Origin of the sequence: Glutamicibacter mishrai (genome assembly GCF_012221945.1) — a bacterium.
GTDB lineage: Bacteria > Actinomycetota > Actinomycetes > Actinomycetales > Micrococcaceae > Glutamicibacter > Glutamicibacter mishrai.
In genome coordinates, this window is record NZ_CP032549.1 from 863,632 (window position 1) to 875,022 (window position 11,391).

Consider the following 11,391-nt stretch of genomic DNA (forward strand, 5'->3'; position numbering starts at 1 on the left):
AAGGAACATTGAGGTGCAACAGGCCCCAGCCTGCTTCTATTCCGCTAGGGCAGCTGGGCGATGGCGGCGTCCATCACGCTGCCAGCCACCTTGTTGAACTTCGCATCCGACAGCGGGTTGGTGGAGAGGAAGGAGACCATCACCGCATACTCCTTGGTCGTCTTGATCAGCACCAGCGAATTCTGGGCGTACTGCCCATCGCGGCTGTAGTACAGTGCCGAATCCAGCGAGTCGACCTTGGGGTCTGAGAACTTCAGGGTCTCGGTGTAGTCCATCCCGTTGAGCTTGGCGGACTTGCACTGGTCCAGGATGGTGCGCACATTCTTGTTGTGCGATGCCACCGTGGCCGACCCGTCCTTGCCGAGCTTGGCCACTTCCACCGATCCGGTGATGGACTGGTTCTCGTTGGTGAAGTCGGTGCGGGCCGCTTCGGTGCCCAGCTGCACCGGCGACCAGTTCAGGTCGTTGATCGGTGCCGAGCACTGGGCCGGCAGGACCACGATGTCCTTGAGCGTATCGGTGGGCGGGGTGGACAGCGCTTCGAGGTCCTTGCCCTGGATCTTGGCGCTGCTCGGGAAGCCCAGCTGGCTGGCCAGCACCGCGCCGGCGGTGGTGGCCACTTCGGCGGTGGTCAGATCCTGCGGCGATGCGCTGGGGCTCGGGCTGGCGGTGCCCTCGGCGGCGATCTTGTGGGTCTGGTCATCAGGCATTTGGGCCTCGGTGGACGAGCAGGCGCTCAGGGCCAGCGCGGCGCACAGGGCCAGGGAAACGGTGAGTCGTTTAGGCATTCGGGTTCCTCTTATCGGCCTGGTTGTAGCGGGCGAACATCGCGTTGTAGGCTTCCAGCTCGGCGTCGTTGTCGCGATCGGCCTGCCGGTCATAGCGTTTGGTGTCCTTCTTGTCCTGCTTGAGCCAGGAGACGACCACCAGGATGGCAAGCACCAACGTGGGCACCTCGCCGATCGCCCACATCGCCCCGGCTCCGACCACCTGGTCTTCCAGGGCTGTGCCGCCCCAAGTGCGGCCCATATTGCCGAAGTAGTCCGGGGCCAGCAGGGTTTCGGTGCTCATCAGCGCCACGCCGAAGAAGGCGTGGAAGGCGACGGTGGCCAGCAGCACCACCAGTCGCATCGGGTAGGGGTAGCGCTTCGGGATCGGATCGGCATCCACCAGCGAGAGCGCAAAGAGGTAGCCGGTGAGCAGGAAGTGCAGGTTCATCAGCTCGTGGCCCGCGTGGTAGAGCATGGCCGGTTCCAGGATCGGGGTGAAGTAGAAGACCACGATCGACCCGGCGAAGTTCACGGCCGCGAAAATCGGGTGCGTGATGACCTTGGAGTAGCGCGAATGCACCAGGAAGAGGATCCATTCGCGCGGGCCGCGGGTGTCGTCGGTGCGCGCCGGCAGCACCTGCAGCAGCAGGGTGATCGGGGTGCCGAGCACCAGGAAGATCGGCACGATCATGGTCAGCGACATGTGGTCGACCATGTGGGTGGAGAACTGGATCTTGCCGTACACCGCCACGCCGCCGCTGGTCACGTAGAACAGCGCGAACAGGCCGATCAGCCAGCTGACCAGGCGCACCACGCTGGGCTTGTCCCCGCGCCGGGCCAGGGTGATGAAGGCCCAGAGGTAGGCGGCCAGCCCGAACAGGCACACGGCCACCCAGATCCAGTCCATCCGCCAGGTGGTGAACCAGCTGGCGGTATCCGGGGCCGGCGGCAGGTCGTAGCCGGTCAGCAGCCGCGCCGGGGTGGTTTGCGCCGGGGCCTCATCGGAGGTGGGAGGTGCGGTGCGCGCCAGCACGGCGGCCACCGACATCACCGAGGCCATCAGGACTACTTCGCCCAGCACGATCTGCCAGGCCGAACGCAGGGCGCTGTATTGCCCGGCCAACAGCTTCGGGATCACGAAGCGGCGGTGGGCCAGGCCCAGCAGGCCCAGCACCAGGGTGATCGCGAGCTTCACGATCACCAGGGTGCCGTACGGGGTCAGCCACTGCTCCCAGCTGGTGATGCGGATGACCGCCGAGGCCAGGCCGGAGCCGATGATCAGGAATACCACGAACATCGCCAGCGCCGAATAGCGCTGCAGCACCACTCCGGCCAGCACCTGGCCGCGCTGGCGGCCGGGAGCTTGTCCGGTCAGCGTCGGGGCCAGCAGCGCCAGAACGATGATCCCGCCGAACCACAGGACCACGGCCAGCAGGTGCAGGCCGATGGAGTTCACCGCGGCGAAGTGGTCATCTCCCCCGGCGGCGTGGCCGATGAAGGCCAGCGGCAGGATGCCGAACAGGGAGAAGAAGGCGGTGGCGCCCACCCCGGTCTTGGAGCGGACCGCCAGGGCCAGCGAGCTGACCACCGCGGCGATCACCACCATCCAGGCCCACGCCCGGCCGGTGGTGATGGAAAGGATGTAGTCGAGGATGGCCGCAGAGTACTGCGCGTCCAAGTTGATCGGCAGCCCGGCCAGATCCCAGAAGGTCAGCACCATCACGGACGCCGCCGACAGGGTCCACAGCACCGCCGAACCGGCAGCGATATTCATCGCGCGGGTGAAGGCCGGGTGGTCCCCGCCGGAGGCATCGCGGGTGACCTTGATGCTGCGCGGCAGGATCGCGGCGGCGAAGATCAGCGAGGCAATGGCCACTGACATGGACGAATGGTGGATCGCTCGGGCGATCGGCAGGCTCCAGCGCACAAAGGAGCCCGGGTCGGCCAATTCGGCCGGGCGGGCAATGCCGGTGAACATCACCGCGGCCAGGAAAACCACCGCGGAAGCGAGCAGCCCGGGCAGGATGAAGCGGGTGACTGAAACCGTGCGCTGTGCTGTATCCATATCCTTCTCATCATCTCATTTTTGCCCCGCCCCGTCAGGCCGGAAGGGGCCGTCCGCACCCCGCTACGGCGCATCTCACACCGTGGCGGGGCGCGGGCTTAGGGCAAGCCGATCAGCTGCTCGCCTAAATACATGCCCTCCTCGATCCCCGGGAGGATCGCATAGAGAGCCGAACCCACGGCGGTGAGCCAGGTATTGAGCGCATCCGCGGCGGCCAGCCGATGCTGCACCGGAATGAAGCTGGCCTGCGGATCGGCCTGGTAGCTGGCGAATAGCAGGCCGCTGCGTCCCGCATCCACGAAGTTGTAGCCCCGCCGATGGATGCTTTGCGCCGCATGGGCAGGCTTGGCCAGCGCAACGTGCGCATTGGCCGCGATGCTCGGCAGCCCCAGCCCGTTAACAGCAGCCAGATCCACCGGATCGTCCACGCTCTGGCCGGACAGCGGCGAGCCATCTGCTTGCCGCCGGCCCAGGGCGAAGTCCCGGCCGGAAACATCCACCTCGTCCCATCGGTCCAGGTCCATGTCGAAGCGGCGCAGCGCCAGCGTGGTGCCGTTGCCGACCCAGCTGTCGTCGAAGACCGCCTGCTCGCGCGCCTGGTCCTTGGGATTGTTGATCCCGTCCAGTTGCCCGAAAAGATTCCGGAAGGCCTCTTGGCCGGGCTTGGCGCGGATGAATCCGGACTGCACGAAGCGCCGTCTGGTCAGCGTTCGCAGGTTCTTGGATACCGCCCGCACCGCGTGCTGCAGCACCGTCGGATCCTGCGAACAGAACTGGATCAGCAGGTCCGTCTGCCCGTACCGCTCGTCGAGCTGGTCCCCGGCGAAGGCCGGCATCGTGCCGATTTTTCCCTGCCCGATCACCTCGAGCAGGCTTTGGCCCACGCCCACGGTGATCGTCAGTTCGCTGGGGATCTGCGCCATTTCCGCTTCGGTGTCGGCCAGCACTCCGCGCCCGCTCGTCAAGCGCGAGGCGTCGTCGGTGATCATCTGCAGCAGCGAGCGCAGTTGGTCCTTGCGCGAGCCCTCGCGCCAGCTCAGATCCCATCCGGCGAACACCGCATGCTCCTGCTGCGCGTCGATGATTCCGGATTGGTAGCGTCCGTAGAACGGGCGATACCCCGGGGTGCTGACTGCCTGCGGCTCCTGGGCGCCGGCCGCGCGCAGACTGCCGGTGCCGAAGCCGGTGAGCAGCCCGCCTGCTGCTGCGGCAGCGGTGCTGCCCAGCAGCAGGCGGCGCGGAACATTAATGTCCGGCATGCTCATCGTAGTTTTCCTTGGCGCCATCGAAGTTGCGGATCGCAAAATCCACTTCGGTGCTCGACCCATCGGAGAATTCAAGGTCCAGCGTGGTGCTCTGGGCGGCCACCAGCGGCTTTTTCAGATCCATGAACATCAGGTGGTTTCCGCCAGGGGCCAGCACGACATCGGCGCCGGGCGCGATCACCAGATCGCCCTCCAGCTGCTTCATGCTCATGTCCTGCCCGCTGCCGGTCATCTCGTGCAGCTGGATCTCATCCCCGGCCGCGTTGCTGACCTTATGCAGTTCCAAGGGGGTTTCGGAGTTGTTGTGCAGGGTTCCGAATGCCGCGCTCATCCCTGATTCTGCGGCTTTGGCCCAGGTATCGGTGGCGGTCAGCGCCTGGGCCTGCGTTTGATGCTGCGCGCCCTGCGCTGGCTTGGCACTGGGGGTGGCTTCCGGAGCGCCTTGCGCGCATCCGGTCAGCAGCAGTCCCACGCTGAGCACCAGAGCGGTAGTTGTTGAAGTTTTCATTCTCTCAAGCTTTCGTGGTGTGGGCACAAGATGTGCGGGCACGCCAAAGGCCACGGTGGCCCTTGGCGCACCGGAATAAAAGTGGCTGCTACTTGTTGTTGCGCATGAACTTGGCCAGTACGCCAATCACGCCGCCGAGAATGACCACACCGATCACGACCCACATCACCGGGCTCATCGAGCTGCCGGCATCCTGCATCGGGGTATCGCTCGACTGGGCCGACTCGCTAGGCTGGGCCGACTCGCTAGGCTGGGCCGACTCGCTTGGCGCGCTGATCATCGATGGGGTTGGCTTCGCATCGTTCTTGATGGTGAAGCCCAGGTTGTTCTCGACCGGGTGCCCGTCCTCGGAGACCACGCGGAAAGCCAGGTCGTACTCGCCGTTGCCCAGTTCCTCGGCAGGGGTGACGGTCACGGTCGTGCCCTTGGTTTCGGCCTTGGCATCGACCTCTTTGCCGTCCTGCTTGAGCACTACCTTCGTGGATTCCACGCCGGACATGGTCTGCAGCTCGCCGGAGAAGGTCAGGACCAATTCCTTGGGCGCGGTCTTCAGGCTTGCGCCGTCCTGGGGGGTGGAGCTGACCAATTCGTCATGGGCGCTGGCGGCGGTGATCGAGGTGAACAGGGCCAGGATCGACAGCGCGATCACTGCGGCCATGCGGGTGAGGTTCATTGCGGGCAGGGTCAGGTTCTTCATTATTGTCCTTCCAATCCCCCGTTCATGGGGGTGTTTCGTTATTGTCTTAGGCGGCAAGAACGAAGAAAGGCGGGCCTCGGCGCTCTGGCAGTCTTCCCAATTGCGCCAGCTTGAGTTGAAAACGCAACGGGAAATAGGCCGGGAGGACCGGGGCCTCGGGAACCTGGATACGGATCAGCGCGAGGATGCGCCGGGCCGAGGACAGGGTGAGATAGGAGCCCAAGAGGTTCAGCAGTCGTTCGCCCTGGTTCAACACGAGGATGCTGACCACGGCGGCCAGTACGTGCGCATAGAGCATCGACTCGGTGTGCACGTCGGCGTAGTGGGTGCTGATGTTGTGGGCGAGCTCGATGCTGCGCCCGGTGTGCTGCACGTGCTCCATGCCCGATACGCCGGAACCGTCGTGGCTCATCACCGACAGGCTCAGGTGGAACAGGCCTTGGCTGGCGATCACCACCAGGCTGGTGGCCCACACGGAGAACTTCTTCCCAACCAGCAGCAGGGCGATCACCGCGGAAATACAGGTGATCAGGCCCATGGCGACCAGCGACATTTTTGTCGGCGCGCTATGCGCGTGAGCCGCGAAAGCTGTCCAGGTGCACACGCTCGCCGCCAACCAGCCGCGCAGGACGCGGGTTGCGGGATTCTGTGGCACGGGGTTCAGCCTACTCTTCTGGTGGGTCATCAAGCACGCCTGATTCTACGCGAAGTAGAAGATCGGCTCAAACCTGCTGTTAAGCAGCAAGGCCCGACCCTGTCCCCGGAAGATTCCGGAGATGGGTCGGGCCTTGCTCAAGCCTAGAGAAGCTTACTTCTTGGCAACAGCAGCCTTCAGCTTCGAACCAGCAGTCAGCTTGACCGAGTGGCCAGCAGGAATCTGGATTGCTTCACCGGTCTGTGGGTTGCGGCCGGTGCGAGCTGCACGATCGGTGCGCTCTACAGCCAACCAACCTGGGATCGACACCTTCTCACCCTTGGAAATCTGGTCGACGAAAACCTCGAACACAGCATCCAGAACACCGTTAACGGCAACCTGGGAGTTTTCGGTCTTCGCTGCAACAGCAGCAACAAGTTCGCTACGGTTCATAGCCAATGTATGGTCCTCCTGGACTAGTGATCCAAAACCCGATTTCGGGCCTCGAACGCCGCACGGTCGCACGGACTTATCAGTGAGAACATATCAAACCTTGAGCCGCGAAATGCCCGAAAACAGGCGAAATACCGGGATTTTTTCATCTTCTTACAGATTTCTGGGTCTAACGGCATCATTTTTGGGTTCAACACCCAGATCTGATGCGCCCTTGGATGCAACAAGACCCATCTTCCATTCGAGGGAAGATGGGTCTTGTCCAAGCCTAGAGAAGCTTACTTCTTGGCAACAGCTGCCTTCAGCTTCGAACCAGCGGTCAGCTTGACCGAGTGGCCAGCAGGAATCTGGATTGCTTCGCCGGTCTGTGGGTTGCGGCCGGTGCGAGCTGCACGATCGGTGCGCTCTACAGCCAACCAGCCTGGGATGGTGACCTTTTCGCCCTTGGAAATCTGGTCGACGAATACTTCGAATACGGCATCCAGAACACCGTTGACGGCAACCTGGGAGTTTTCGGTCTTCGCTGCAACGGCTGCAACAAGTTCGCTACGGTTCATAGCCAATGTATGGTCCTCCTGGACTAGTGATCCAAAGCCCATGTCCGGGCCTCGAATGCCGCGCGGTCGCACGGACTTATCAGTGATGAACTTACCAGTTATGGGCGACAAAAAGGGCATCGTCCCGCGGATTCCGCCGAATTCCTCTAAAGATTTGAGGTGTGAAAGCTCACCAGGACGCTACAGCGCGAAAGGATCGACCCCCTCATTCGCCTTCACGAACAGCTCCCACACTTTGCTCTGCAGGGCCTTGCCGCGAGTCGCTTTCACCGGTCTGGCCAGTGTAATTGGGCCTTTGCTCAGGTAGCGCGGGCCAAGGTAGCTTCCCCGTGGCGCGCTCTCCAGCTCCGGGGCCAGGGCAGCCTCAACCAAGGCCACCGCTCCTTCGTGTTTGCCTTGCGCGAAACTTGCCTGCAATTGCCCGATCAGCCGCTTGCTGTAGTCCGGTTCGTTGATCTGCGGCACCTGCGGCGTCAGCCCGGAGAGCGCATAGCCGGGGTGGATCGTCAGGGATCGAGCCGGCAATTCCAGCTGCCGCAGCCGGTGGTCCAAGGCCAGGGTGAACGCCTGGACGGCGGCTTTGGACTGCACGTAGGCCCGGTAGGGATGGTAGTCCTCGGCCAGGTCGAGGTTCTCGTGGTCCGTGGCCAGCAACCGCGTGGACAGGGAGCCGAGGCCGATGAAGCGCATTGGACTGGCAAAGCGTTCGGCCAGTTCCCCGACAAGCCGCGCATGGCCAATGAAATTGGTGCTCATGACTTGTTCGCAGCCCAAGAGGCCGGGCTGGCGCGTTTGCGGGGTGCGGATCATTCCGGCGTTGGCGATCAGCGCGTGCAGCGGCTGGCTGCGAAGCTCTGCGGCCAACCCGACGGCCGAGGAGGTGCTCGACGAATCGAATTGCATGAAGGCCAGGTTCGCTTCGGGCACGCGGGCGCTGATCTGTGCCATGGCCTGCTCGGCTCGTGACTGGTTGCGGCAGGCCAGGATGACTTTGGCCCCGGCCTGGGCCAGGGCGAGGCTGGCGAAGAAGCCGAGCCCGGAGTTGGCGCCGGTGACCACCACGGTCTTCCCGTCCCCCGCTCCGGCCCATCGTTCACGATTCGCGTAGATGTCCTTGGCAGGTTCCCGGTACGTGGATGCTGGCTTCATGGCATCCACGCTACTACAGGGCTTGTGGCACCTGGCCCCAGTGACATGGCCTGTCCGGCAAGGGAACAGCTGGGGATTTTCTGGGAGCGCACGAAGTGCCAGCACGTGCGTACGTGTATTGCCCGGCTACCGTGCCCGGTGGGATCATGGGTGCATGAAGGACAAGAAGGATGCCGCGCTGAACGCCGCGCGGTATCAGATGGGGCAGGCCGGCGACGAGCCGCTGCCGGTGGATGAATATGCGCAGGCCACGGGCATGGCTCCGGTGGCCAAGCAGAAGACGCCGCTGCAGCTTCATGCCGAGGACGAAGCGTGGGAAGTGGCCAATTCGGTGCTCGATGAGGCCTTTGCCCGCGGGGACTTCGATCATCTGGCCTTGGCGGGGCAGAAGATCGACCACATCACCGGCAATGACGATCCGGACTGGTGGCTCAAATCGATGATGCGCCGCGAGCAGATCACCGGTCTTGGTCCCCCGGCCCTGACTTTGCGGGTGGAGGACGAGCAGATGGAGCAGACCCTGGATCACCTGCCCACCGAACGGGCTGTGCGCGAGCATGTCGAGGATTTTAATCAGCGGATAATCGAGGCCCGGCGCCAGCTGCTCGGCGGCCCTCCGGTGATCACGGCCCTTCGTGACGCCACCGCTGAGGTGTTGGCCTGGCAGCAGCGCCGCGCCAGCGTGACCGATCCCGGCCCTGCCGTCCCGGCCAAGCGCCGTTGGTGGCAGCGCAAGAACTAGCGTTTAACGGCGAAAGCCGCCTCCCCGGAAGGGAAGGCGGCTTTCGCTAAGCCAAATGACTTGCAGGTCTTACCAGGAAGACTTGGTGATGCCCGGAAGCTCACCACGGTGTGCCATGTCGCGGAAGCGAACACGGGAGATACCGAACTTCTGGAAGGTACCGCGTGGGCGACCGTCGATCGAGTCGCGGTTGCGAACGCGTACTGGCGAAGCGTTGCGTGGCAGCTTCTGCAGGCCTACGCGGGCTGCTTCACGAGCCTCGTCAGTTGCATTTGGGTCAACAAGGGTCTTCTTCAGCTCGAGGCGCTTCTCAGCGTAACGCTCGACAATGACCTTGCGCTGTTCGTTCTTTGCGATCTTGGACTTCTTGGCCATGTCTTAGCGCTCCTCTCGGAATTCAACGTGCTTGCGGACTACTGGATCGTACTTCTTCAGAACCATGCGGTCTGGGTCGTTACGACGGTTCTTACGGGTTACGTAAGTGAAACCGGTGCCAGCAGTGGACTTCAGCTTGATGATCGGACGTACGTCCTTATCCTTCTTTGCCATCTTAGAGCTTCACACCCTTCGCAATCAGGTCTGCAACAACAGCGTCGATTCCACGAGCATCGATGAGCTTGATGCCCTTGACCGAGAGGGTCAGGGTCACCTTGCGGCGCAGCGAAGGCACGTAGTAGGTCTTCTTCTGGATGTTCGGATCGAAACGACGCTTGTTGCGACGGTGCGAGTGGGAGATGCTATGTCCGAAGGCCGGAGTAGTACCGGTTACCTGGCAAACAGCTGCCATGATCACTCCTCAGTTAGTTAGTAGTAAAATTCGGCGGTACTCGCGCACAGTGCCCATACCTAAATATCGACACCGCTTGATGCGTTATGAGTCCCGCCAACCAGTGAAACACCGTTAATACTGCACACTAGGAAGGTAACCAGGCTGGGTGAGAACCAACCGAAGAGCCTTAAAGTATGTAAGTCGGTGAACTTCGCAACCGGTCGAGCAATTTCCCCGTACTCAGTTGGCCACGATATTCGGTATTACGGGCAACGCGTCGTTGTTCCGCCGTTAGACGGCATAACAACACACGCGATTAACGCCTGATTAGCTTATCGAGAAATCCTCAGTGTTCCAAATCGGTCGCGCCCGGCTTTAAGATCCAATGATCTTGATCCAGCGAGGCAGTCACCTTGCGCATAATCGCGCTCAGATTCTTAACGTCCTTGTCATCAAGGGGATCGAACAGAAGTGCCCGAACCGAAGCCACATGATGAGGGGCCATCGCGGCCACTGCATCCCAGCCATCGTCGGTTAATGAGGCGATTTTCACACGGGCATCTTCATCGGATTGCTCGCGCACGATCCACCCGCGGCTTTCCAGCTTCTTCACCACGTGCGACAGGCGCGAAAGCGAAGCACTGGTATGGGAAGCCAAGGAGGTCATCGACAGCTTCCGGTCCTCGGCCTCGGAGAGCATAGCCAGCATGTGGTAGTCGAACAGCGTGATGCCTTCCAGGCCCTGCAGATCGGAATCCAAGGTCGCCGGAAGCAGCGTCATGACGGTTTGCAATCCCAGCCAGGCGTCGCGTTCGGACTGCGTAAGCCACACGGGCTGATCGCTCATGAAGTTTCCAATCGTTCAAGGCCTGCTAAAACAGGACATCAAGGTACCAGTTTCGTTGACACTACATTGTAAAGCTAGGTATTCGCCGAAAGCCCACAAGAGAACGGGCCCGCACAAAAATGTGCGGGCCCGTTGGCGACTACGCGTTTTCCAGTTGTTTCTTCTTGCGGTAGCTGATCACCTGTCCGATGATCACCACCAGCAGGGCCAGGATGAACATGGCCGAGCCGATCACGTTGGCCTGCGGCGGGATGCCGCGGGTGGCCGAAACGTAGATGAACTTCGGGAAGGTCTGGAAGGACCCGGAGTTGAAGTTGGTGATGATGAAGTCGTCAAAGCTCATCGCGAAGGACAGCAGGGCCGCCGCCACGATGCCCGGCAGCAGTAGCGGGAAGGTGATCTTCCAGAAGGCCGCCTGCGGCGAGGCATAGAGATCGGCGGCGGCTTCCTCCAACCGCGAATCCAGCGAGGAGACCCTGGCCCGCACGGTCACGATCACAAAGGACATGCAGAAGACCACATGGGCGATCACGATGGTGGTGTAGCCCAGTTCCCAACCAAGGTTCAGGAACTGTGCCAGCAGGGAGGCGCCGAGCACCACTTCCGGGGTCGCCAACGGCAGGATGATCAGCACATCGGTGAGTTTGCGGAAGCGGAACTTGTAGCGCACCAGCCCGATCGCGATCCCGGTGCCCAGGGCGGTGGCGATGATCGTCGCGACGCTGCCGATCTGCAGGGAATGGACCAGCGATTCGCACACCGCCGGAGCGCCGCAGGGGTTGAGCCAGTTATCAAGGGTGAATCCCTGCCATTGCAGGTTGGCTCGGCCGCCGTCATTAAAGGAGAAGACGAAGATGTAGGCGATCGGCACCAGCAGGTAGATGAAGGCCGCACCGCCGACGACGGGGATCAGCCAGCGTCCAATATTCTTCACG

General features: G+C 62.4%; 15 protein-coding genes. 1 reads left to right on the forward strand and 14 read right to left on the reverse strand.

Annotation, left to right across the window (positions count from 1 at the left end):
• Positions 1–44 precede the first annotated feature (44 nt).
• The 9 genes from D3791_RS04115 to D3791_RS04155 form a co-directional block, all read right to left on the reverse strand.
• Positions 45–788, reverse strand: coding sequence for a hypothetical protein (locus tag D3791_RS04115; RefSeq protein ID WP_172511352.1), 744 nt, complete (start codon positions 786–788; stop codon positions 45–47).
• Positions 781–2,835, reverse strand: a complete 2,055-nt coding sequence (locus D3791_RS04120; RefSeq protein WP_172511353.1) for a bifunctional copper resistance protein CopD/cytochrome c oxidase assembly protein — start codon at positions 2,833–2,835, stop codon at positions 781–783. The genes D3791_RS04115 and D3791_RS04120 overlap by 8 nt, the downstream gene beginning before the upstream one ends.
• Positions 2,836–2,933: 98 nt before the next feature.
• Positions 2,934–4,139: a Dyp-type peroxidase gene (locus D3791_RS04125; protein ID WP_172511354.1), complete on the reverse strand. Its 1,206-nt coding sequence runs from the start codon at positions 4,137–4,139 to the stop codon at positions 2,934–2,936.
• Positions 4,081–4,608, reverse strand: a complete 528-nt coding sequence (locus D3791_RS04130) for a copper chaperone PCu(A)C (RefSeq protein WP_172511355.1) — start codon at positions 4,606–4,608, stop codon at positions 4,081–4,083. The genes D3791_RS04125 and D3791_RS04130 overlap by 59 nt, the downstream gene beginning before the upstream one ends.
• Before the next feature lie 88 nt (positions 4,609–4,696).
• Positions 4,697–5,305, reverse strand: a complete 609-nt coding sequence (locus tag D3791_RS04135) for a copper resistance CopC family protein (RefSeq protein WP_172511356.1) — start codon at positions 5,303–5,305, stop codon at positions 4,697–4,699.
• Between the two features lie 46 nt (positions 5,306–5,351).
• Positions 5,352–5,960 carry a hypothetical protein gene (locus D3791_RS04140; RefSeq protein ID WP_152485455.1) on the reverse strand — a complete coding sequence of 203 codons (609 nt, stop codon included), beginning with the start codon at positions 5,958–5,960 and terminating at the stop codon, positions 5,352–5,354.
• A 153-nt stretch (positions 5,961–6,113) separates the two neighbouring features.
• The gene (locus D3791_RS04145; RefSeq protein WP_013349906.1) at positions 6,114–6,398 is read right to left on the reverse strand and encodes an HU family DNA-binding protein; all 285 of its coding nucleotides are present in this window, start codon (positions 6,396–6,398) and stop codon (positions 6,114–6,116) included.
• A 272-nt stretch (positions 6,399–6,670) separates the two neighbouring features.
• Positions 6,671–6,955, reverse strand: coding sequence for an HU family DNA-binding protein (locus D3791_RS04150; RefSeq protein WP_061954273.1), 285 nt, complete (start codon positions 6,953–6,955; stop codon positions 6,671–6,673).
• A gap of 174 nt (positions 6,956–7,129) precedes the next feature.
• Positions 7,130–8,098: an SDR family NAD(P)-dependent oxidoreductase gene (locus tag D3791_RS04155; protein WP_172511357.1), complete on the reverse strand. Its 969-nt coding sequence runs from the start codon at positions 8,096–8,098 to the stop codon at positions 7,130–7,132.
• 154 nt (positions 8,099–8,252) lie between these two features.
• Between D3791_RS04155 and D3791_RS04160 the strand changes: the two genes are divergently transcribed.
• Positions 8,253–8,840: a DnaJ family domain-containing protein gene (locus D3791_RS04160; RefSeq protein ID WP_172511358.1), complete on the forward strand. Its 588-nt coding sequence runs from the start codon at positions 8,253–8,255 to the stop codon at positions 8,838–8,840.
• Between the two features lie 69 nt (positions 8,841–8,909).
• Here the strand turns inward: D3791_RS04160 and rpsN are convergent, their stop codons facing one another.
• From rpsN to D3791_RS04185, 5 genes are all read right to left on the reverse strand, one after another.
• Complete coding sequence (rpsN, locus tag D3791_RS04165) at positions 8,910–9,215, reverse strand: 30S ribosomal protein S14 (protein ID WP_022874358.1); 306 nt, start codon at positions 9,213–9,215, stop codon at positions 8,910–8,912.
• Between the two features lie 3 nt (positions 9,216–9,218).
• Positions 9,219–9,389 carry a 50S ribosomal protein L33 gene (rpmG, locus tag D3791_RS04170; RefSeq protein WP_022874359.1) on the reverse strand — a complete coding sequence of 57 codons (171 nt, stop codon included), beginning with the start codon at positions 9,387–9,389 and terminating at the stop codon, positions 9,219–9,221.
• Between the two features lies 1 nt (position 9,390).
• Positions 9,391–9,627: a 50S ribosomal protein L28 gene (gene rpmB / locus D3791_RS04175; protein WP_022874360.1), complete on the reverse strand. Its 237-nt coding sequence runs from the start codon at positions 9,625–9,627 to the stop codon at positions 9,391–9,393.
• A gap of 328 nt (positions 9,628–9,955) precedes the next feature.
• Positions 9,956–10,456 (reverse strand): MarR family winged helix-turn-helix transcriptional regulator, encoded by a 501-nt coding sequence (locus D3791_RS04180; RefSeq protein WP_022874361.1) that lies wholly within the window; start codon positions 10,454–10,456, stop codon positions 9,956–9,958.
• 139 nt (positions 10,457–10,595) lie between these two features.
• Positions 10,596–11,390, reverse strand: a complete 795-nt coding sequence (locus D3791_RS04185) for an ABC transporter permease (RefSeq protein ID WP_022874362.1) — start codon at positions 11,388–11,390, stop codon at positions 10,596–10,598.
• Between the last annotated feature and the right edge of the window lies 1 nt (position 11,391).